General features: G+C 35.5%; 24 protein-coding genes and 1 pseudogene. 3 read left to right on the top strand and 22 right to left on the bottom strand.

Annotated features, from left to right (window positions below; all coding sequences use genetic code 11):
* Positions 1-220: 220 nt before the first annotated feature.
* The 3 genes from NLW78_RS02460 to NLW78_RS02450 all read right to left on the bottom strand — a co-directional run bounded on the left by NLW78_RS02460 (position 221) and on the right by NLW78_RS02450 (position 2,132).
* Positions 221-400, bottom strand: coding sequence for a small acid-soluble spore protein H (locus NLW78_RS02460; protein ID WP_254495199.1), 180 nt, complete (start codon positions 398-400; stop codon positions 221-223).
* Positions 401-470: 70 nt separating this feature from the next.
* Positions 471-1,424, bottom strand: a complete 954-nt coding sequence (locus NLW78_RS02455; RefSeq protein ID WP_254495197.1) for an MBL fold metallo-hydrolase — start codon at positions 1,422-1,424, stop codon at positions 471-473.
* Between the two features lie 132 nt (positions 1,425-1,556).
* Positions 1,557-2,132 (bottom strand): polysaccharide deacetylase family protein, encoded by a 576-nt coding sequence (locus NLW78_RS02450; RefSeq protein ID WP_254495194.1) that lies wholly within the window; start codon positions 2,130-2,132, stop codon positions 1,557-1,559.
* 210 nt (positions 2,133-2,342) lie between these two features.
* Between NLW78_RS02450 and NLW78_RS02445 the strand changes: the two genes are divergently transcribed.
* On the top strand, positions 2,343-2,480 hold the full coding sequence (locus NLW78_RS02445; protein WP_254495192.1) for a hypothetical protein: 138 nt from the start codon (positions 2,343-2,345) through the stop codon (positions 2,478-2,480).
* A 23-nt stretch (positions 2,481-2,503) separates the two neighbouring features.
* Here NLW78_RS02445 and NLW78_RS02440 read toward each other — a convergent pair whose 3' ends face one another.
* Positions 2,504-3,319, bottom strand: a complete 816-nt coding sequence (locus NLW78_RS02440) for a halocarboxylic acid dehydrogenase DehI family protein (RefSeq protein WP_254495189.1) — start codon at positions 3,317-3,319, stop codon at positions 2,504-2,506.
* 176 nt (positions 3,320-3,495) lie between these two features.
* Here NLW78_RS02440 and NLW78_RS02435 point away from each other — a divergent pair, with 176 nt between their 5' ends.
* Positions 3,496-4,131, top strand: coding sequence for a GGDEF domain-containing protein (locus NLW78_RS02435; protein WP_254495185.1), 636 nt, complete (start codon positions 3,496-3,498; stop codon positions 4,129-4,131).
* Between the two features lie 283 nt (positions 4,132-4,414).
* Here NLW78_RS02435 and NLW78_RS02430 read toward each other — a convergent pair whose 3' ends face one another.
* Both NLW78_RS02430 and NLW78_RS02425 read right to left on the bottom strand, forming a co-directional pair.
* Positions 4,415-5,602, bottom strand: a complete 1,188-nt coding sequence (locus NLW78_RS02430; protein ID WP_254495171.1) for an MFS transporter — start codon at positions 5,600-5,602, stop codon at positions 4,415-4,417.
* Positions 5,603-5,823: 221 nt separating this feature from the next.
* Complete coding sequence (locus tag NLW78_RS02425) at positions 5,824-6,480, bottom strand: ribonuclease H family protein (protein WP_254495168.1); 657 nt, start codon at positions 6,478-6,480, stop codon at positions 5,824-5,826.
* 205 nt (positions 6,481-6,685) lie between these two features.
* Between NLW78_RS02425 and NLW78_RS02420 the strand changes: the two genes are divergently transcribed.
* Positions 6,686-6,886, top strand: coding sequence for a hypothetical protein (locus NLW78_RS02420; protein ID WP_254495166.1), 201 nt, complete (start codon positions 6,686-6,688; stop codon positions 6,884-6,886).
* A gap of 58 nt (positions 6,887-6,944) precedes the next feature.
* On the opposite strand, the gene NLW78_RS02415 is transcribed toward NLW78_RS02420, so the two are convergent.
* The 16 genes and pseudogenes from NLW78_RS02415 to NLW78_RS02345 all read right to left on the bottom strand — a co-directional run bounded on the left by NLW78_RS02415 (position 6,945) and on the right by NLW78_RS02345 (position 21,521).
* A complete protein-coding gene (locus NLW78_RS02415; RefSeq protein ID WP_254495163.1) occupies positions 6,945-7,601 on the bottom strand; it encodes an HAD family hydrolase in 657 nt (218 codons plus the stop codon).
* Complete coding sequence (locus NLW78_RS02410) at positions 7,594-8,289, bottom strand: transaldolase family protein (protein ID WP_254495160.1); 696 nt, start codon at positions 8,287-8,289, stop codon at positions 7,594-7,596. The genes NLW78_RS02415 and NLW78_RS02410 overlap by 8 nt, the downstream gene beginning before the upstream one ends.
* 31 nt (positions 8,290-8,320) lie before the next feature.
* Complete coding sequence (locus NLW78_RS02405) at positions 8,321-8,620, bottom strand: PTS glucitol/sorbitol transporter subunit IIA family protein (RefSeq protein WP_254495157.1); 300 nt, start codon at positions 8,618-8,620, stop codon at positions 8,321-8,323.
* Positions 8,580-8,837: a hypothetical protein gene (locus NLW78_RS02400; RefSeq protein ID WP_254495154.1), complete on the bottom strand. Its 258-nt coding sequence runs from the start codon at positions 8,835-8,837 to the stop codon at positions 8,580-8,582. The genes NLW78_RS02405 and NLW78_RS02400 overlap by 41 nt, the downstream gene beginning before the upstream one ends.
* 100 nt (positions 8,838-8,937) lie before the next feature.
* Positions 8,938-9,060 carry a hypothetical protein gene (locus tag NLW78_RS15525; protein WP_302328403.1) on the bottom strand — a complete coding sequence of 41 codons (123 nt, stop codon included), beginning with the start codon at positions 9,058-9,060 and terminating at the stop codon, positions 8,938-8,940.
* Between the two features lie 298 nt (positions 9,061-9,358).
* Positions 9,359-9,490, bottom strand: a pseudogene (locus tag NLW78_RS02395) (RNA polymerase); the annotation flags it as partial.
* A gap of 242 nt (positions 9,491-9,732) precedes the next feature.
* Positions 9,733-10,662 carry a DMT family transporter gene (locus NLW78_RS02390; protein WP_254495151.1) on the bottom strand — a complete coding sequence of 310 codons (930 nt, stop codon included), beginning with the start codon at positions 10,660-10,662 and terminating at the stop codon, positions 9,733-9,735.
* Between the two features lie 199 nt (positions 10,663-10,861).
* Entirely contained in the window at positions 10,862-11,656 is a 795-nt protein-coding gene (locus tag NLW78_RS02385) for a DeoR/GlpR family DNA-binding transcription regulator (RefSeq protein WP_254495148.1), read from the bottom strand.
* 29 nt (positions 11,657-11,685) lie between these two features.
* Positions 11,686-13,155 carry a rhamnulokinase gene (gene rhaB, locus NLW78_RS02380; RefSeq protein ID WP_254496079.1) on the bottom strand — a complete coding sequence of 490 codons (1,470 nt, stop codon included), beginning with the start codon at positions 13,153-13,155 and terminating at the stop codon, positions 11,686-11,688.
* Positions 13,152-14,372, bottom strand: a complete 1,221-nt coding sequence (rhaI, locus tag NLW78_RS02375; protein ID WP_254495143.1) for an L-rhamnose isomerase — start codon at positions 14,370-14,372, stop codon at positions 13,152-13,154. The genes rhaB and rhaI overlap by 4 nt, the downstream gene beginning before the upstream one ends.
* 28 nt (positions 14,373-14,400) lie before the next feature.
* A complete protein-coding gene (locus tag NLW78_RS02370; protein ID WP_254495140.1) occupies positions 14,401-15,249 on the bottom strand; it encodes a sugar phosphate isomerase/epimerase family protein in 849 nt (282 codons plus the stop codon).
* A 126-nt stretch (positions 15,250-15,375) separates the two neighbouring features.
* Complete coding sequence (locus NLW78_RS02365; RefSeq protein ID WP_254495137.1) at positions 15,376-16,395, bottom strand: autoinducer 2 ABC transporter substrate-binding protein; 1,020 nt, start codon at positions 16,393-16,395, stop codon at positions 15,376-15,378.
* Between the two features lie 101 nt (positions 16,396-16,496).
* Positions 16,497-17,471: an ABC transporter permease gene (locus NLW78_RS02360; RefSeq protein ID WP_254495134.1), complete on the bottom strand. Its 975-nt coding sequence runs from the start codon at positions 17,469-17,471 to the stop codon at positions 16,497-16,499.
* 16 nt (positions 17,472-17,487) lie between these two features.
* Positions 17,488-18,453: an ABC transporter permease gene (locus NLW78_RS02355; RefSeq protein WP_254495131.1), complete on the bottom strand. Its 966-nt coding sequence runs from the start codon at positions 18,451-18,453 to the stop codon at positions 17,488-17,490.
* Between the two features lie 18 nt (positions 18,454-18,471).
* A complete protein-coding gene (locus NLW78_RS02350) occupies positions 18,472-19,983 on the bottom strand; it encodes a sugar ABC transporter ATP-binding protein (RefSeq protein ID WP_254495121.1) in 1,512 nt (503 codons plus the stop codon).
* 365 nt (positions 19,984-20,348) lie between these two features.
* Positions 20,349-21,521 carry an MFS transporter gene (locus NLW78_RS02345; RefSeq protein ID WP_254495118.1) on the bottom strand — a complete coding sequence of 391 codons (1,173 nt, stop codon included), beginning with the start codon at positions 21,519-21,521 and terminating at the stop codon, positions 20,349-20,351.
* Positions 21,522-21,525: the final 4 nt, after the last annotated feature.

The following is a 21,525-nucleotide window of genomic DNA, read 5'->3' as shown; positions in this document are numbered from 1 at the left end:
CATTATTACCAAATTGTTAAACACAATTACTTTTGTTCAATAATGAGCAAAACAATATTAAAAAATAATTTTAATGAAAATAATTAGTAAAGAAATTCATGCCTATGAGTAGTCCCTATCAAAAATATACAAAACGGTCATAAGTTTTATTTTATCGGGTTTTCCACCTGGTTATACGCAATAAAAAGGATACCAAGATTTCTTGGTATCCTTTGGATGATTATTGCTCCAATAATTCTTCTACAGAAACACTTTGTTTGTGTTCCGGATTATCAATGGGATGTACGGTTGCTTTACCTGCCCCTTGATCGACATGTTCAATATAAACATGATTTCCGTTATACGTTACATTGGCCATTGAAGGTGATGACATAATTTCTTGTGCTCTTTGTGCATCCACCTGAATCCCTCCTTTTTCGATATTATTCCACCGAATCAGAGGAAACATTCTTGGGCAATAGGTAGAACATTTAGCGTTTCGATAGGTAATCGATAATACCCATTGCACAAATAGGCATATCGATTTCAACGTATTGGAACACTTTATCTGAGGGAGAGACCCCTCTATCTGCCAGGTATTCCTGAACCATTTTCAGTAATTGATTGGTAAGTAGTTCTGTTAATTGTTCGGAGCTGGCATTTTGATTATCCGCTACGACCTGTTCACCTGATACAATGAACTTTGGAAGCCAATAAGTAATTTGATCATAAACGAGTTGAGGATTGTTTGTTTGTCCATAGTGACCAAAATACACTTTGTCCACACGAAATGTTTCTATTTTTTTCATTGATTGTAGCATGGCTGCAGGGTCAAACTGATTAGGAGATGTAGAAGGAAGAATAAATTCAAATCCGTGTTGTATTGTTGGGGTATAAAGCACTCCTATTGTATCGCCGGTAAACATCCCTTTACTATACGAATCAAAAATAGAAAAGTGATGCTTCGCATGTCCAGGAGTATCTAGGAACGTGAGTACTCTATTGGAACCAATATCCAATATTTCACCTTCCTCTTTGGTGATTAACCTTTCTTCGGGAACTGGAATAATTGGATCGAAAAGCGATGCAAATTTATCTCCATAAACAGCTTTTGCACCTGCAATTAACTTTGAGGGATCAGCTAAATGCCTTTTACCTCTTGGGTGTACGACGACTTTTGCATTTGGACACTTCTCTAATAATAAACCGACCCCACCTGCATGATCTAAATGTATGTGAGTAACAATGACATATTCAATGTCCTCCGGTTTAATGTTTAATTGTTCCAATCCCCTTATTAAATAAGGAATAGATGGGCTTGCACTCGTTTCAACAATCGTTAACTTTTCGCTATGAAGAACATAGGAACCTGTCCTACTTTCCATATTTAAATCAAACAAATCAATTAACGTTACATCATCACCTAAATCAACTATCTTAGTCATTCTTAACCACCTTTCACAATTAACGTATATTATCTATTTCGTAAATCAATACGTATATCCTCCCTAAAATATGATACTCTACAGAAACGAAAAAACCGACAAAACATTGTCGGCTTTTTATGTACTTACAAATTAAAATCTCTTTTTCGATGGTTCTGCTAAAACAAGTCCCTTTTGACGTATTCCATCAATAATCCGTGGTAATGCTTCTATGGTTTGAGGCAGCTCATGAAGTAAAACAATATCACCTTTTGAAACATTATCTACAACGTTCTCAACAATATCATCTACTTCATCTAACCCATGTTTCCAGTCCCAACTCGCTACTTTCCATAAAATAATTCGTAAGTTAAGTTCATTTGCTACTCTGTGCGTATTGGAATCATACAAACCATAAGGCGGACGGAAGATTTCTATCCTATTACCGATCATCTTTTCCAACATTTCTTTTGACCTTCGAACTTCTTCATATTGTTCCTCATATATTAATTCCTCAAAGTTAGGATGAGAATGGGCATGACTTCCAATTAAATGACCATTTGAAAGTACGCGCTTCCAAGGAGTTCCATTTGTCAGTAAATTCGATTGCCAAAAGAAGACCCCTTGTACATTCTTTTCATCTAAAATCGATAATATTTCTGATAAATATTCCGTTGGTCCATCATCAAATGTTAATAAAACACTATTATCATGATTTTTGACGATCACCTGATCGTCATCCCAGTCATTGATGACTGATTCACGTCCTCATATTCATGTATATTGTTTTGCCACGTTGATACACCATCCTTGATTTTTGTGAATTTAGTATATCCAACTACATCATAAGAGACAAATGATGTGCCCTCCCCATTGATAAAAATTACCTTAGTGTTTGTATTCTATTCGGGTACTCTATACAAAAAGAGGTGAAAAGGATTGGAGCAAGAACAATATGAACCGGCAACTTTACCACATACGTTGCTGGAAAAGTTAAAATCATTTGAACAAGAATTACGTCAACAGACGAATGAGGAAATTATTCTCATTGCCTATGAAGAACATGACAAAAAATAAGAAGGAGATATCTCCTTCTTATTTCACTCAATTATACGACGAAAGCACTCTCCATCTATAATAAGTTCAGCAATAAAATTGGAAAACATATATATAACTCCCAAAATACCAGCTACTTCTTTTGGGTTATACAATGTATGCAAGTGTTCAGGGGTAAAAGTGACCGGATATGGAAATCGGTTATGTACTAATTCTCTTGCTTTCCTCCGGAGTTCATGTTTCTTCAAAGTGTATTCATTTGTCTGTAAAAACGGCTTAATATGCCTCCAAGAGAAATGTAAAAATTCAGGGTAGTTTGCTAATGCTCTATAATCACTAGCAACATCATAACTTCTCTTCTCTCTCATAATGTCCATTAAAAGCTGTTGAGTAAAAGGAGTAGCTTGCTTAAATTGAACGAAGCGTATATTTGGTAAACCTTCTAAAATACCAGGTTGAATAATACCTAAAGTTTCCTTACCACCCAATACTGGTCGATAACCTAAGCTTTCTTCCCATGCTATACTAATCAGTAACAACTTCGAATTTACATAATTAAATAAAAAAATCACATCACGAAGTTGACTTCGGTGTAAATCATCCAAACTAAAATTAATTTTAGGTGCTTGAAAGGAGATATTCGGAAACCTTAATTCTTTGGCAGCATTTTCTACTGTAACGGTTAACATGTTAGGTCCCACTTGCTTCCATGCCATATGTAAAAACGCATCGTAGTGTGCAAGTGTTCGGAACATAAAGTTAACGATTGGCACTTTTAATACGTGTTTCATATTTTCATATAAATAGTGCAAACTTCCCGTGACATCATCTTCAAACACTTCTGGAATACCAAATCTCATATCCAAGTCAACCTCCCCCACTCTTTCCTTACGCCACACTTCCAAATATAAACGATTGTACATACAAAAACGGGTTTTTCACATTCCGTTTGGTAATAAGGTGTTAAACCTTACCAAAAATATGGTATCATTAGATTATAACGTCTAGGAATATAGGCACAAAGGAGTGGCACCTATTGAAATATACAGGTAGAATAGTAATGGTTTCCTTTGTCATCCTAACGACAATTGGTTGGATGATTCACTATTATGTAAGTTTTGACTTAATTCATTATAAACAGTTTTATTTTAACATTCCGTTTATTTTATTAGCTTATTTTTTAGGCAAGCGTCACGATGAGGCTACATATTATTCAAGACGAGATCACTTAACAGGGGCATTTAACCGTTATTATATAACGAAGTGCTTTAAAAAGAATTTACAGAAGAAGACAAATAAGATGACATTGTTTATTGCCGATGTTAACAACTTTAAACCGATAAATGACCAGTATGGACACGAAATGGGCGATAAGGTTCTTTGTAAAGTAACGGATGCGATTCAGAAAAATATTCGTGATACTGATTACCTTTGCCGTTGGGGAGGCGATGAATTCCTCGTCATTACACCTAAGGTTAATGAAGAAGGGGCTCAAAAAATGGTTCAGCGATGGAAAGAAAGTCTAAAGCCAATATTGAAAGACTTTCAAGTAGAAGTGACCATATCAATTGGTGTTGCTACGTACCCTAATGAAGGCAAGTCCTTAGACGATTTAGTACGTCTAGCTGATAAACGAATGTATGAGGAAAAAAAACTCAAGATTTCTGTTTAAGAATGACGCTCTCCATGGTAAACACCATAGGGAGCGTTCTTTTTGTCAGCGTATTATTATGATAACAATAAAGCATTGTGAAACTTCTCAACTCGATTTTGTCTCATAAGTTAGCAGAAATGCTGCTTTAGCTAAAAGTGTATATTTTTAATGGGAGCCTTTTTACCGTTTTAAATGTCTTCATATCCAATATATTGGGTATTGGAGATAAACATGACTGATTACTGCAAAATAAAAAAAGTCTAAGAATCAACTTGCTTAGATTCCTAGACCTTTATACATCTTATGTTTTCGCTTTACTTTTCATTAACGACATAATATATATCGAAATCGATACAAACACAGAGAATGCCCCTACTAAGTATATAAAACTATATCCAAAGGCATGGGCAATAAAACCAAACCCAATAGCTCCAAACCCTACGCCCATATCAAAAAATGAGAAAAATGTGGCGTTAGCCATTCCTCTACGATTCATTGGTGCCTTTTCCACTGACCAGGCGTGTAGCGCGGGTTGAATCGTTCCAAAGCCAAACCCATAAAAAGCAGCTGCCGTATACAACACAACTGAATTTGGCATCCACACTAGCAAGAACATAGCCGTTGCAATCATCAAGCTACCCGGCAAAAAGACGTAAATGTGTCCTTTCCGATCATATATTTGCCCAGCAAATGTCCGGGATACCATCAAAAACATAGCAAATATAAAGAAATAAAGCTCAATTCCTTTAATGCCTTCCTCCGCAGTATATAACGGTAAAAAGGAAGCCATACCTCCAAATGTAACCGTAATAAAAAACAACAATATAGAAGGTTGGATTGCACTTTTTTCAAAGATATCAAATTTTAAAGGAATTGACTTTTCCTCAACTTGCTCTACTTTTTTATACGAAATACGAGATGAAAGAATTAAAGCAATGAGTCCAAACATAGAACACATTAAAAACAATTGAGTGAATGATATATGACCTACTAGGGTAAGTCCTAATGCAGGACCGAAGGCTAACGCAATATTTCCCGATAAGCCAAAATAACCCATTCCTTCTCCACGGCGCTTTGGTGGGATTAAATCGGTTGCAATTGTGCCAGTAGCGGTAGTAGAAAGGCCCCACCCTAAACCTTGAACAATCCGCATTATAACTAAAAGTGCAATACTTACAATAAACGCGTATGTACCTACAGAAATGACGAAAATGGCTAACCCCCACATGTACACAAACCGTCTTCCTTTTGATTCTAACGCATGCCCTGCATACGGGCGTAGCAATAAGGCGGAAAACATAAAAATCCCACTTACAAATCCTATTAATTTATCACTACCACCTAAGTGTTGAACAAATAGCGGGAGTGTAGGTAACGTCATTTGAAAGCCTAAAAAAATAAAAAAGTTTGCCATACATATGAGGGCAAAATCTTTCGTCCATATTCGCTCTTTCTTTACATTAACATTCACTTCTGTATATTCCGACATAATCTCACCTTTCTTCGATACACGAAATAAATTATACAGGAGAAAAAAGGAAATATCTAGTGAGATTGAGAAAATAAAAAACTGTAATCATCGGATTACAGAATTAAATTTTTTCCTTATCGATCTATTTTTTTATTATATCCCTTTCCTAACATCCCTCTCCCTGTAAACATTTTTTATACATATAGCAAAAGAAGAGTCTTCTATCATCAAGTGTTCATTTATTGAATTTCAATAGTACTCGTAATCTCTATACCGTTTAATGCTTGTGATGCCAATTGATCGGCCTCCCTGTTCTTCTTGCGGGAAACAAGCTCGTATTCGGGTTTTATGCCAAGTTGGTTTAATTGTTTTTCAATTCGATCTATCCATTTCGATAATGCTTCTTCATAACAAGCCCATTCCCCTTCCAATTGGTTTATAACGACTAGTGAATCACCGATAAATGTAACAGGTAAATGATGAACACCTAACAGTTCCAGCTCCCTTATCCCAAGATGAATAGCAGCAAATTCTGCTTCATTATTCGTATTTAGTTCTTCGACAAGAGCATTTTTTCGTAAACGATATGATTTACCGTTTTGTTCATAATAAATTGCACATCCCAATCCGGAAGATTTTGTTCGTCTGTCAAATCCCCCATCAAAATATACAGTTACATTGTGGGGGTCTGTTTGGATTTCCTCCATAAAACCTTTTAAGTCTTTCACCGTCCATGAATTTTCATCACTATCGACGAACAGAATGCTTTTTGCTCGACCTGTTTTTTCTAAATCCTCTGCAATTAGAAGGGCTTCAGCTGCACGCAATCCATCAGAAGTGAAAGACACCTCTGTCCCTTTCGGTGTTTGATAGGATAATTCAATTTTATATTTCATACAATCACCCTTGAATTGTTATTTCCTTTTTATTTACCACTATCATATTATTCTCCAAACGAGGTTCTGTATGAGAGGTTTATTTAAATAAAATAAAAGTCGGAATTGGCTGTAGAAACGGAGAGAATTACAGTGCGCATTTATACGAGAATAATTACTATGGTTAAGTGTGAACCTAACCAAAAATGTGGAAGGAGGATTTTGTATGACCGATAAGGAGCGGAAAAATAAATTGCCTGACTTTGATTCCTTAGATGATCGCTTCATAAGGGAATCTAATGATAGTCCACGTATCGCTGCAAGAACAAACTTTGACGAACAGAAACCAACTGAAGACGATGAAATTCCTTATCAAGAAAACAATTCCGTTCAGAAACGTTTGCTTAATGAATTTTTTGATGATTAATATACATCCAAACAAAACTAGAGGTCAAATATTGAATTTGACCTCTAAGAAAATATGTTTACTGTATATTGAAGTTCGTTATGACCTCTTTAAGACTTTTATCTTTCATACTGTTTAATCGTAAGTGATAGCCTTCGAATTCAAGATTTTTCGTAACTTTATTTGGCACGATTACACAATTTAGCCCGGCCCCGATGGCTGCCTTTAAACCGTTGGCAGAGTCTTCAAAAGCTATGGCTTCACTCGGTTTTATACCGAACGCTTTGATTACGTTCCGGTATAGGGCCGGATCAGGTTTTACCATTTCAACATCATCACTTGTTTGGATGACATCAAAATACTTTATAAAACCTAGGTGTTCAAGAAATGATGTGACCCATTTCCGGTTAGAGCTTGATGCCAATCCAATTTTTAACCCTAAGTCCTTTGCGGTTTTCAAGTAGTCTTCTACCCCATCTCGGGCTACTGGATATTCTAGTTTTTGTCTATGTATACGATTCGTTTTCTCAACAATGTCCTCTTTCGTCAGCCTCTTGTTGGATTTACGCACAATATAATCTAATAAGTCAGTTGAATCCGTTCCGATGAAAGTTGCATATTCTCCAATTGGCATTTCCCTTTCCTCGACATTTAACACGTTACAAAAACTCTCATATAGAGCAAATTCAGTATCAATAATTAACCCGTCAAAATCGAAAACAACCGCTTTAATCATCTTTACGTTTCCCTTCAAGCAATGTGGCATTTTCCTCTCCATACAACTGAATCCACTCATTTCTAAACTGTTCCACATTTTCTTTTATAGGCGGGTTTGATAGAAATGCTTCAATTAAATCAGGTGAGACTGTAACGCCATGTGCCCCGGTTAAACTTACTTCCTTTATTTGTTGTACATTTTTAAAGCTTGCAGCTAATACTTCGCAAGAAAAATTAAACTTTTGGAAAATAGCCATAATTTCATATACAACACGAATTCCATCTCCCGTTAAATTGTCAATTCGATTCACATACGGAGCAACATAATTCGCACCTGCTTTGGCGGCAACATAAGCATTCATGGGGGTATAGACTGTAGTAGCTAACGTATGGATATTTTCTTGACTCAACGTCTTTATCGCTTTGATTCCTTCCTTTGTTACCGGAATTTTCACGACTAGATTACCACGTAATGTATCATGAATATACCGGGCTTCTTCAATAATATCTTCTGCTCTCGTTGATAACGTTTGAACGAATAGTAGTTTATCCTCCCCTATAACATTCCGAATCTCCTTTAGAAGTGGCAAAAAAGGCTTTTGCTCCTTAACGATAATACTAGGGTTTGTTGTTACTCCATCAATCGGAAAATATTCATTTAACGATTTGATTTGAGAAACATTGGATGAATCAATAAATAATCGCATTTTTTCACCTCATTATTTATATTTTATCAAATTACGGGGTAACAACCCGAATTTGATCTCCGATGTTCACATCTTGAATCTCTGTATTCTCTAAATATAGGGAACCAGGTAACTCCGGACTCGTTGACCCATCAACTTTTAACGTTATTTGCCCTCTCCTTCCTGCAATTGGAAGTGTCAAAAACAATATTTCTTCATTTGGTATTTTCACTGGGAGCGTTCGTTCAATAGCTGCTGCATAGTCCTGTACGATAATACGATAATCTTGTATCCCGATTAGTTTTTTGTATTTATCTTCTTCTAGTTGAAAGGGATAGCCATTTAAAGACATCCAATATGATTACGACGAAATGTTCAATTCTTGCTAGTTTAGTAGATTCAAAGTCATGTTTAGCACTGATTTCTCTTATCTCTTCCTCCACGTCTTCATCTAGTAGGTATGTTTTATACAAAGTGTCAAAAATGTAAATGAAGAAACGGTTGTCACCAATGAGTTGAATTCCTTCATTGGGCATCACTATAATCGGTAAATTATATACTTCTTTCATAAACTCTTAAAATAAGTTTTCGTTTTCTATCTGTCATATAAATCCTTTTCCTCTTTTATTTACTACTGAAGCGATTCCTGTTAGATTATCATTACATTTCTTAATATAGTTCTGTACTGATCTTCATGATCTCTGCATGATCATGCATAGATATAAACTGATGTTTTGGCATTTCATCAATTAAGTGAATAACCCGTTCACCTACCATTAAAGTCCAACACATTATCACCTCTTTGCAAAAATGAACGCCTATAATTAATAAATTTTACAGGAAATTAATGTATTATACTACTATATATTCCAAAAAAAAACGACATTCATTAATCTTCTGACTTAATTTATTATCCGCGAGACTTTCCACCTCATATATTAAAAGTAGTCCCTGTTAAATTAACAGAAGTAGGAGAGCTTGTTTCTTGTTTAGCTTCTGATTGTTCGAGTTATATTACCTTCCCTGCCAAGTGGAACTGATTTTCTATAATCCAGTTAAGCCATCTACTTTGACACCACGAGTAATAAGCTACATCGAGTGCATCGTTTTGGTTTTTCACATATACAAAAGCCATTCTAAAAATATCTTGTTCATATTCCTGAAATAAAGCTAAAAACGCTCTATCATTACCTTTTTGAGCTTTCCTTACTAAATTTAACAATCAGTAGCTACCTCCTTAATTATCTTTCGCTTATTAGACGAACATTTTAGTGGTTTGGCTTTTATTTTTTGAAGTGTATCGTGTTTTTTTATGTGCTATTCAACTATATAAAAGGGAATAAACACTGTTAAATCAATAAAAAATGGGATACGAAATCAGTTGCGATTTGTATCCCCTAAATAGCATATTATTGTATATTTTCTATCCCATTACTGAACCGTTAACATACCTAGTTCTTTTCGTTAACTAACTTCCGACACTTTTAATTTTCCACTATTACTCTTGTTTTTACTTAAAATATACTCTAATGCTCCAGTACCAGAAAATACACCAAATAAAATAAAGACTAAACCAACGATGTTATAAAATGTTACCTTTTCTCCTAAAAAGATAACGGCTCCTAATAGAGCAAAAAATGTGCTTAAATTAATAAAAATTGCCGTTTCTGCTGGTCCTACATTCTTTATGGCAAAATTATAAATCATGTGACCACATGCAGTACACAATATCGCACTAAATAAAAATACAGATCCTAATTTCCAATCAAATAGACTTGTCATTTCGGAGACTTGCCTTCCTAATATTAAACTTAGGCCAAAGATAAATATTGACCCAATTATTAACATGTAACCCGTTAACAGTCTCGGATCAAAAGCAGGGTTATACTTGCTAATGAGAATAAAGCTTATAGCTTGAACTAGAATACCTACAAAGACTAATATATCGCCAAGAGATATACCCGATATTTCTCCAGAGCTGGATAAAGTTGTTATCGCAACTCCAACAAAACCTAATACAAATCCAATCACACGCAGAGGTGTTACCTTGTTTTTTAAGAAAAGAATTGATAATACCATCGTCAATAATGGATTTAATCCAATAATTAATCCTGCATTAACGCCTGTGGTAAGTTTTATACCAGATGCGAGAGAGAGATGATGGATAATAACGTTAAAAACTGTTATATAGAGAATTATTGTAAATTCTTTTCCCGTAGGTAGGCGAAAAATACCCATTGCTACACTAATGATGATGACCACTACACCGGCAGTGAAGATCCGGAATGAAGTTAGCAAAATGGGATCAATGTTTTCAACAAGTACTTTAAGTGCGGAGACATTTAACCCCCACATTAACATGACAAATAATAATAAAAAGTATATTTTCTTCATAATTCACCAAATTTCTTCTAGATGTATGTTATATATGTTAACACGTACGAACAAATCTGTCTTTTTATAATTTTTTCTGTTTTGCAAAGCGTACGTAAAACAAAGCTGCTTTTTTCCAAAATTTCATAAAAAAACCGTAACTATGCATTGTTACGGTTTTGAAATAAAAATCAATATGTTAGACTTTGTGTTTTACAATTTAGTGGGAGGCCACAATCACTTCTACACCTTGTTCTTCTATTTTTTGAATGGTGTCGGCGGAAATCGCTTCATCAGTGATAATGAAATGAATTTGATCTAATTTAGACGTTCTAACTAAAGCTTTATAGTTTACTTTTGTACTATCAACTAATAAATATATTTCCTCCGCAACATTCAAAAACTCTCGCTTCATCATAGCCTGCTGTTCATGGCTTTCGCTTATCCCCCACTTAGGATCTAACGCTTTACAGGATAAGAATAGTTTCCCAATACTATGATCTGTAATGGCGTTCTCTGCTGAATGTCCTAAAAAAGCATGATGATCATTATGATAATAACCACCAGTACAAAATACCGTTACATTATCATTATTTCTTAACTCTAACAGAGCTAATAAACTGTTCGTTAACAATGTTATATGTTTATGTTTTATTACCTTAATTAGCTCAAAGCAAGTAGTACTGGAATCTACGGCAATAATATCACCATCATGTATAAAATGAGAAGCCTTTTTTGCAATGGCATGTTTCTTATCTATATTTAGCGTGGTCCGATCATCTAATGGAAGTTCCCTTGAAGTATCATCTAACGATATAGCACCACCATGGATACGCTTCAATTTCCCCTCTGACTCTAGTTTTTCTAGGTCCCTTCGGATTGTTTCTTCTGTTACTCCAAATAACCGACTTAATTGTGTTACACGTATTGACCCAGATTGATTGACTATCTTTGATACTTCTTGTTGTCGATCATTTGCCAAAAGCCCTTCTAAATAAGGGTTCTTTTTTGCCATAACATCAGACCTCCACACGAAAAAAAGAACTATTTTAAATACTTGTTACAGAATGATCGATAATGAGAATCCCATATATCAAAGTCTGAAGGTATGTATGTCTTTACGCGAATTGAATTTCTAATCATTTTACGTGCTACATCTAAATCTTTAATATGGTTATTTGCTATGAACTGCATAGCTATATTCCCGTATGATGTAGCTTCTTGAGGTCCTACCCAAGCCGATTTTCCAAGTGCATTGGCAGTAAATTGGCATAACAACTCGTTTTGAATTCCGCCGCCGACTATATATAGACCTTCATATTCTTTGTTTGTAATAGAAGATATTTTTTCATAAGTGTATCGGTATTTAAAAGCCAAACTTTCTAATATACATCGAACAATCTGACCAACGGTTTCTGGAATCGGTTGTTCTGTTTCCTGACAAAATGACTGAATTTCTTTAATCATATTTAGGGGATTAAAAAATCGCTCATCATCAGGGTTAATAAGTGACCGAAAGGGTGTTGCATTTTTAGCATCTAAAACTAATTGACGATAGTCGAACTGATTCCCTTCGAGGTCCCATATCCGTTTGCATTCTTGGACAATCCATAGTCCCATAATATTTTTCAATAATCGAAACGTATCTTCTATTCCACCCTCATTCGTAAAATTCGCCTGATATGTTGCTTCATTTATATACGGTTCATCAACTTCTGTTCCCATTAACGACCAAGTACCACAGCTCAAATAAATAAAATCTTTATGTGTACTAGGAACGCCTGCGACAGCGGATGCGGTATCATGTTCACCAATCGCAAGAACTTTTGTTTTAGGGATGTTCAGCTCTTTCACAACGTCTTCTGATATATCTCCAACATGAGTTCCTGGCTTTACTAACGGATTGTTAAAGATTTGGGTTGGTATATTCAACTGCTCCATTATGTCCTTATTCCATTTGTTGGTTACAGGATTATAAAGTTGAGTCGTCGTTACATTCGTAAACTCATTATATTTTTTACCTGTTAAAAAATAGCGGATTAAATCTGGAATCATTAAAAGAGATGTTGCCTCTTTTAATATTCGTGATTGATTTTTTTGCAGTGCGTATAATTGGTATATTGTATTAATTTGTATGAATTGAATTCCTGTTTTTTCATAGAGTTCCTTTGCGCCAACAATTGACGTGACTTCTTCAATCGCACCATCTGTATGGTGATCACGATAGTGTAATGGATTCCCTAAAAGAAGGCCGTTCTCGTCTAGTAATCCAAAGTCTATTGCCCAAGAATCGATTGCAATACTCTCTATTGATTTCTCTTCATGAAACGCCTTTTTTAAACCGATTTTAATTTCATGATAAATACGTAATATATCCCAATATAATTGTTTGCCTGCTTTAACGGGGGTATTGTCAAAACGGTGTACTTCGGTAATATTTATACAATCGTTTTCTAGTTTACCTAGCAATATTTTACCGCTACTTGCACCTAGGTCGATTGCTAAAACTTTCACCAACTAGCACCGCCTTTACCCCGCTTTACTATTTCTTGTGGGTACGAGCTATTTAAATAGGCATTTACTGGATCTACAGGAACTCCCTTTTCTTCCCTTATTGCATAAAGTAGAGGTGTCACATCGACATCAAAAGCCCTTCTTAATTCATGTTCAGCCGCTAATACATTCTGTTCTTGTTGAGCTTGATGAAGACGATTGCGGTTAACTAGCAAAGCTTTTGCATACAATGTTTGAACATTTGTAATCGATCGAATCATTGCTGGAATTTTCGGTTCTAGGTTATGGCATTGATCCAACATGTAGGCAATACTCTGGGCATTTTGGACAACATCTTTTGTTTCATCATGTAACGCCTCAACAATTTGATGGAAAATTAAAAACAACTCATAGGGGTTATGTGCTGCTACAATTAGGTCGTCATCCGCGTACTTCCTACTGTTAAAATGAAAACCACCCAGTCTATTCTCTTCTAATAAGTAGGATACGATATACTCAATGTTCGTTGCTAATGGATGATGCCCAGTATCTACTAAAACTTGTGCTTTTGGTCCAAGTTTCATAGACAGATTAAAAGCTGTGCCCCAATCAGGTAAATCTGTATGGTAAAAGGCTGGTTCAAAGAATTTATATTCTATAAGCATTCTATGGTCTTCATCAAGTTGACGATATACTTCCGTTAAGGATTCCTCCATCCACTTTTTCCGTAGACGAAAATTCCCTTGACCAGGATAATTCGTTCCATCTGCAAACCATAAACTTAAATCTTTAGACCCTACTTCACGCATAATTTGAATACATTCTATCATTTGCCCGACAGCTTTTTTTCGTATTTTCGAATGAACATTTGTTACACTACCATATTTATAGTCATCATCTTGGAATAAATTAGGATTAACTGCACCTATTGTCAAACCTAAATCATTTGCATAATTTTTCAACGAACTGTAATCATCAACACGATCCCAAGGAATGTGAATGGCAACTGAAGGTGCAGCCCCAGTATATTTATGTACTTGTGCAGCATCAGCTAGTTTTTCATATGGGTCCCTTGGCACTCCCTCTTGTTGGAACACTTTAAACCTCGTTCCAGAATCACCGTAACCCCATGACGGTGTTTCTATTTTTAAATCTAGTAGTTTTTTCTTAACATCATTTAAATTAATGCCACGTTCTTCTTGTTGTTTCTCAAACAGTTGATAGGCCTGATCCATCATATGCATAATCCTCCCATCTACTACTTTTTTAATCTAGATTATACTTTTTTTGTAAACTTTTAATGAAGGAAATGCCTTCCTTTACTAACGTTTCACCATTAGGGGCTAACTGTCTCCACACCCATGTATTCATATTATCTGTTACGTCTACAAACGATTCGAGTGCTGCATAGCCACTATAATTCATTTCTCCTAAAGCTTTGAAGATGTCATCCCAATTGACTAAACCTGTACCCGGAATTCCTCTATCATTTTCACAAAGATGATAATGAACTAAGTCATCTCCCGCTGTTTTCGTTGCTTCATAAAAGCTCTTTTCTTCTATATTCATATGATAAGTATCGAGGTGAATCCTTATATTCGGCTCATCAATCATCTCTTTCAGTTTCACAGCTTGGTCTGCTGTATTGATTAAATATGTTTCATAACGATTTACTGGTTCTAAACCAATCGTAACTCCGAAATCTTGAGCATACTTCGCAACTTCTTTAAGTGACTTAGCGGAATGTTCCCATACGGTCGTGTCAGGTCTTTTTTTTGCTGGTTTTACATGTTCTGAATAAATAACACCTGAAAAACTTGTAGCCCCCATATCGTGGGTTGCTTTAACACAGCGCTTTAAATAATCAATTCCGTTTGCTCTAACGTTTTCATCATCACTTGTAATGTCTGTACCCTCAAGTAAAACCGTTGAAGTTACGGCCTCAAAATTCAACTCTTCTAACCGTTGTTTCACTTTAATAGGGTCAAAAGAGTCTAATGTCATTAACGGAATCTCAATGAAATCTAAACCGAGTGACTTCGTGTAGTTAATTAAATCCAATTGATCATTTGTCCATTCTGAGCACCAAGCATAAGCATGAATTCCTAATTTCATAAATAATAACCTCCTTAAATTGTATATATTAATTAACTCTCTTCTAATAGCTTTAATTCTTATAAAACACTCACAAGAGAATTAATTAATGAGAAGGCTGGATATGTATCCAGCCTTCTCATGTTTTTAAAAGTCGAAGTCTGCAGCATTATCTTTCGTAAAGTCTGTAGGAGGACCTAGGATAACCTTGTCACCGCCGTCTGTAACGGTAATAGGTCCGATATTATCAATTTCTTGGCCATCTTCTGGTGTTTCACCATTTAATACCATGTTAGCGATTACAATTGTTAAATAACCTAATGCCTCAGGATCCCATAAGATTGCTTTATCTAAAGATCCATCTTCTAAATATGGTAAGGAGTCAGTAGGTAATGCCGTACCGACTACTGCGATTTCATCTTGTAATCCTCTTTCTTGTACAGCCTGAGCAGCCCCTAATGGTGCAGGTGTACTATAGCCAATAATCCCTTTTAAATCAGGATATGCGGAAATTAACTCAAGGCCTTTCTGATATGCAACTTGTTGTTTCTCATCAGAAGGAACCCGTTCAGTTACTAGATTTAATCCAGGATATTCACTTTTTGCATAATCGAGTCCAGTATCAATCCAGTTATTAATATTTGCTGCAGATAGACCACCTGTAATAATTGCGAAGTCGCCAGTATCTGTTCCCATCGCTTCTACTAAGCTATCAAAAATATGCTTAGCATACTCTTCATCATCAATTTGGTGTACACCGATGTCAACTACCTCTTTCTCAGCGGGTGTATCCCAATCTAGCACAAGGATGCCTTCATCTCTTGCCCTTTTTAATACTGGTGTTAAAGCTGCGGGATCGTTTGGTGCTACAGCAATCGCATCAACACCCCGACTAATTAAATCTTCAATTACTTTAACTTGTTGGGCTGCGTCAGGCTCTGTTGGTCCAGTATAAATAACATTTATACCAAGATCTTCTCCTGCTTTTTCAGCTCCTGTTTCTGTTGCGTTAAAATACGGAATACCTACTAATTTTGGAACAAGTGCAATCGTAAATTCTCCATCGTTGTCTTCTCCATTACCAGTTCCACCTGCATCATCGGAACAGGCCATTAATGCTAAAGATAAAATGAATAGACTTGTTAGCAGTAATAATCTTTTTTTCATAAAAAATCCCTCCCTTTAAATGTTAAAAGAAATAAGGACTACTTTCCCCCTTTGCCTTTTATTTATATATATACCCCAAGCAAAAGCTTGAAGATAAATAACTATGCTTCTATTTCTGTATCTCTTTTTATAACTTTTGGAACATTTTTTCGACCAACATTGTTCAGGATGAAGTTTAAAGTTAGTACAAAGATTAAAATCCCACCAATAAAGATATTAACAATATGGGGAGAAACACCATACAAATTGAGAGCACTAGTTAAAATTTGAAAAATCATAACACCAAGTACTGTTCCCATGACTTTTCCATATCCACCTTGTATTTTCGTTCCCCCTAAAACTACCGCTGCAATACTTAATAGTAGATAGGAGGAGCCATAATCTACCTTAGCAGAGTTGTATCGAGATGCCATAATCAAACCCGCAATTGCAGCTAATAATGCAGCATAAAGATAAACATAATATAAAACCCTACGAGTATTAATACCTGAAAAAAACGTAGCTTTCGGGTTACTTCCGATCATGTAAACACTTCGTCCCCATGGTGTATTGTTCAAAAGTACATATGTCACGATTGCAAAAATTGCAAAGATGATAATCGGAAGTGGGATGACACCTATAGTGGCATTTCCAAATACATAAAACTGTTCCGGAAATCCTGAGATCGCCCCACCCTTTGTAATTTGCATGCTAACCCCTTCGTATAAAATCATTGTTCCAATTGTGACTAAAATAGGAGACACACCGATATTTGAAACGAAAAAGGCATTAACACATCCACAAAGAATGGCTGCTCCTAAACCTAATAGAATAGCTGCTAATATTGGTAATCCTGCTGTTAAACCTAATGCAATCACAATTCCAGCTAGTGCTGAAGTATACGTTAGAGATAAATCTATCCCACTCGTTAATATAACGACCATCATTCCTAAAGCGATTAGACCAAACTCCGGTAACTGAAAGGCCATAGCTCTTAAGTTACTTTCGCTTAAGAAGCCAGGTGCAGTTAAGGAAAAAACGGTAAACAGTAAAATGAAAACAGCTAATAAAATGTTTTCTATCGTTAAATATTTCACACCCTATACCTCCCATTTAAAGTGAAGGATCAATTTTGGCTAATTTGTCTTCATCTCTATTTCGTTTTATAATGTCAAAACTTACAGCTAACAATATAATCGTTCCAACAATGATTTTGTGCCAAAAACTCGGAATATGTGCTAGTGTCAATCCATTACTTAAAACCGCCAGCAAACTGACTCCGAGTAAGGATCCCCATACACTTCCAACTCCTCCCAGAATACTTGCGCCTCCGATAACAACAGCTGCAATGACTTGAAGCTCAACCCATGAAAAGGCATTAGGGTCAACTTGTCTCATGATAGATGTATGCACAACAGCTGCAATCCCAGCTAGAAACCCTACATATGAATAAACAAACATTTGAACTCGTTCAATTTTAATCCCAGAACGGATTGAAGAAGTAACATTTCCACCAATAGCGTATATATGTCTACCAATATTCATGTACTTTAAAATAAACCAAGTTAAAATCACAATGACGAGTAAGAAGTATAACTGGATTGGAATGTTCAAGATCTTTATTCTTCCAAAATCTATAAAGCTCTGAGGAATTTTTGTAATCCATACACCACCAGTGATATACATTGTAAAACCTGTAAATACGGACATCGTACCTAAAGTTATGACAATTGGGGGAATTTTAATTTTGGCAACAAAAAATCCATTTATCGCCCCCAATAATGTTCCTAGTAACGCCGACGCAATTAAAACTAAGAAAACGCTGTCACTAATATGTATTAAAAAATTCCCAACGAGCACTGTACAAGTCGCTGTAATAGCAGCAACTGATACATCGATACCTCCGGTAATGATGACCAATGTCATACCCGCAGCTAGTATTGCAATAACCACATTGTTTCGCATGAGCTCTATTAGATTATTAAAAGTAAAAAACACCGGACTCATGGATGCCAACACGATCATGAGTATCACAAGTGTAATTCCTATGCCAGCTTCTTTAGTTTTAAAAAGACTCATATACCCTCTTTCCTCCTTCTACTTTGCTTCACCTAATAAAGCTTTATTCATAATTGATTCTTGAGTAGCTCCCTTAGCCTCAACTTCATCTACTATTCTTCCTTTTCGCATAACGATTACTCTATCACTAACAGCTAATACTTCTGGCAATTCTGAGGAAACCATAATGACTCCAATGCCTTCATTTGCTAAATTACGTAATAATTTATGAATCTCTGTTTTAGCACCTACATCTATCCCATTGGTCGGCTCATCAACAATTAAAACTTTCAAATCGGTCGAAAGCCATTTTCCAACTACCACTTTTTGTTGGTTTCCACCCGATAATTGCTCGGCACTTAAGTGAGGAAGCGGAGGTCTAATATCAAGTTGTTCTACAAATTGTTTTGCTAGTTCCTTTTCCTTTGATTTTCTGATCATTTTAAATTTATTTATTAATTTGTTTATAATAGGGAGGGATATGTTGTGAACAATGGATTGATTTAAAATTAAACCTTGTGTCTGCCTGCTTTCTGGAATATAGGCGATGCCATGTTTAACCGCATCCTTCGGAGTTTTTATATTTATCCGTTTCCCCATGATTTGGACTTCACCTTCGTCAGGGACCTCTACTCCAAAAATCGACTGCACCAATTCGGTCCTACCACTTCCTACCAGTCCAGTTATCCCTAATACTTCACCTTTTCGCAAAGTAAAATTGATTCCTTTAAAATTTCCTTTTTTACTTAAATTCTTAGCCTCTAAAAGAGTGTCGCCAATTTCCTCTGCCTCGAATTTCTCAAACTCTACATTACGGCCCACCATTAAAGAAATAAGTTTGTCCTCATCTAACTCAGCCTTATCATATCTACCGACAAACTTTCCATCACGTAATACAGAGAAACGGTCGGCTACAGTAAACAATTCCTTCATTTTATGACTAACAAATAAAATTGCTATGCCTTTCTTTTTTAAATCGAAAATAATTTTATAAAGGAGTTCCACTTCACCTGAGGATAATGATGATGTTGGTTCATCCATGACAATTAACTTCGACTCTAAAGTCAATGCTCTTGCTATAGCTACTAATTGTTGCCTTGCAATGCTTAATTTCTCAAGTGGCAGATTAAGATCAATGTCCACTCCTAATACGCTTAAAGCATCTTTTGCCTTCTTTTTAATCTCGTTCCAATTTACCTTTTTAAATCCTGCTATTTCTGTTTTACCGATACAAATATTTTCCGCAACAGTAAGATTTGGGAATAGGCTTAAATCTTGATATATAATTGAAATCCCATGATTCTGTGCTTCCTTGGCATCTGTCTTATGTAAATCGATTTCTTTATTTTCAATACGAATGACAGCACCATCATCCGGTTGAACTATTCCTGCTAACACTTTAATTAAAGTAGACTTTCCAGCACCATTCTCGCCTACTAATGCGTGAACTTCTCCGGACTTTACTTCAAGCTCTACATTTTCTAACGCTTTAACACCTGGATAGGTTTTACTTACATGTTTCATCTCTAGAAATAGCGATTCTTCAGACATTTAAATACCTCCTTTGTAAGGGCTTACAATATAACGAATATTCAAAAAGGTGACTACCCAACTTTTGGTTATTTTTATACTAATCTGTTTTTTCAAAAAAATCAACAGAAAATAAAACATTTTCAAAAACAATTAAATATAAACAAAACTAAACAACTAAATGCAGTTGGAAATTACCCCTCTAAAATACAAAAATATCCTTCCCCTGAACCACAAAGCTAAGCGAGATGAAGGGAAAGATATTGTTGAGCAACGATTAAACAATTTTTTTGTTAAGTGATTGTAAAAGGTTATGAACATAGACTAATAAACACCTTCTCAATCAAAAGCGAAAAGATGTGTTATTGTCATTGTAATTATGACGATCATGTGTTTATAGACTTATTATCCTCTTCCCTTTTGTTATGCTTCTTTATACCAATTGACAAATAGGCAGCGAGCATTAAGCCACTTGATTGAATTGTAAATATTGCACCTAGCCCAGTAAATCCACTAACACCAGCAAAAACAAGAGGGATAGCGATTTGGGATAAACGATTTCCTGCTAATCTTAAGCCAAGAACTTCGCCGGTATGTCCTTGAGGAGCTAAATTAAATGCTATAATAGTCGTCAAAGGTTGTGCAACACCTAAACCAGTACCTATTACTATTACAGCCATTAAAATAAACGGAAATAATGTTATATATGGGATTATTCCATAAGAGATACCACCGAAAACAATAAAAATGGTTAATATATTTACTCTTCCATACTTTTTTATGAGAATAGGCATACCCAAACGTGACAAGACACTGGACAGTGATGTCAACATTAAAACCCACCCTATTTCAGAGGGGGTTAACCCAATCGAGTTCCCATAAAGAGGATAATATACTAGAAATAAGTCAATTGAAGCTAGATTCATCATGCTGACAAACACGGACCTCTTCATACCTGGAATTGCTAACAACTTTGATAGTTTAATTGATTTTTGAACACTTTCTTCAACTGTCTTATTTTTTGAAGTGACAATGAACATACTAACTAAAAAAGGAATGTAAGCAAATAATGAAAATATTATATAAGAATTCCGAAAGCCAACATGTTCTACACAATAGCCTCCAATTAGTGGACCTAACATTAATCCTATAGATGCACAAATACTGAATATACTTATTGCCCGGTCTCTATTTTGAGATGATACAGACCTGCCAACACCATTTTGTATAGCGACTAAAGCCAAAAGTTGGGATCCACCAGCTAATAACTGTGTTATATATAAAATATTTAAACTGGAAAAGAAAAAAGGAAGAGAGAGTGCAGTTGCAACCCCTATTCCTCCAATCATAATTGGTAACTTTTCACCTACACGATCGACAAATCTACCTGCTAATATGGCTATTATTAATGGTGTAACAGAGTACATGGATGTAATTACTCCAATTTCTAACATTGATGCATTTAATTCTTCAGCAAATAGTGAGGTCATTGGTCGAGCTGCCGACACCGATATGAGTAGAAAAATAACCGAGGTGTAAAACAAATACATCTGTTTCATTTCA

It is taken from the genome of Salirhabdus salicampi (genome assembly GCF_024259515.1).
Lineage (GTDB): Bacteria > Bacillota > Bacilli > Bacillales > Alkalibacillaceae > Salirhabdus_A > Salirhabdus_A salicampi.
The sequence above is the reverse complement of the archived record's forward strand: the minus strand, read 5'-3'. Positions and strand labels throughout refer to the sequence as shown.

Bases quoted from the DNA above. Each gene is read 5' to 3' on its own strand.
- rhaI (WP_254495143.1), bottom strand. From the start codon at position 14,372: ATGATGGATCAGGCCTATCAACTGTTTGAGAAACAACAAGAAGAACGT.
- NLW78_RS02430 (WP_254495171.1), bottom strand. From the start codon at position 5,602: ATGTCGGAATATACAGAAGTGAATGTTAATGTAAAGAAAGAGCGAATA.
- NLW78_RS02390 (WP_254495151.1), bottom strand. From the start codon at position 10,662: ATGAAGAAAATATACTTTTTATTATTATTTGTCATGTTAATGTGGGGG.
- NLW78_RS02350 (WP_254495121.1), bottom strand. From the start codon at position 19,983: ATGTCTGAAGAATCGCTATTTCTAGAGATGAAACATGTAAGTAAAACC.
- NLW78_RS02405 (WP_254495157.1), bottom strand. From the start codon at position 8,620: ATGTCTTTAAATGGCTATCCCTTTCAACTAGAAGAAGATAAATACAAA.
- NLW78_RS02365 (WP_254495137.1), bottom strand. From the start codon at position 16,395: ATGAAAAAAAGATTATTACTGCTAACAAGTCTATTCATTTTATCTTTA.
- NLW78_RS02400 (WP_254495154.1), bottom strand. From the start codon at position 8,837: ATGAAAGAAGTATATAATTTACCGATTATAGTGATGCCCAATGAAGGA.
- NLW78_RS02425 (WP_254495168.1), bottom strand. From the start codon at position 6,480: ATGAAATATAAAATTGAATTATCCTATCAAACACCGAAAGGGACAGAG.
- NLW78_RS02440 (WP_254495189.1), bottom strand. From the start codon at position 3,319: ATGAGATTTGGTATTCCAGAAGTGTTTGAAGATGATGTCACGGGAAGT.
- NLW78_RS15525 (WP_302328403.1), bottom strand. From the start codon at position 9,060: ATGTGTTGGACTTTAATGGTAGGTGAACGGGTTATTCACTTAATTGAT.
- NLW78_RS02345 (WP_254495118.1), bottom strand. From the start codon at position 21,521: ATGAAACAGATGTATTTGTTTTACACCTCGGTTATTTTTCTACTCATA.
- NLW78_RS02410 (WP_254495160.1), bottom strand. From the start codon at position 8,289: ATGCGATTATTTATTGATTCATCCAATGTTTCTCAAATCAAATCGTTA.
- NLW78_RS02455 (WP_254495197.1), bottom strand. From the start codon at position 1,424: ATGACTAAGATAGTTGATTTAGGTGATGATGTAACGTTAATTGATTTG.
- NLW78_RS02415 (WP_254495163.1), bottom strand. From the start codon at position 7,601: ATGATTAAAGCGGTTGTTTTCGATTTTGACGGGTTAATTATTGATACT.
- NLW78_RS02370 (WP_254495140.1), bottom strand. From the start codon at position 15,249: ATGAAATTAGGAATTCATGCTTATGCTTGGTGCTCAGAATGGACAAAT.
- NLW78_RS02385 (WP_254495148.1), bottom strand. From the start codon at position 11,656: ATGGCAAAAAAGAACCCTTATTTAGAAGGGCTTTTGGCAAATGATCGA.
- NLW78_RS02355 (WP_254495131.1), bottom strand. From the start codon at position 18,453: ATGAGTCTTTTTAAAACTAAAGAAGCTGGCATAGGAATTACACTTGTG.
- NLW78_RS02420 (WP_254495166.1), top strand. From the start codon at position 6,686: ATGACCGATAAGGAGCGGAAAAATAAATTGCCTGACTTTGATTCCTTA.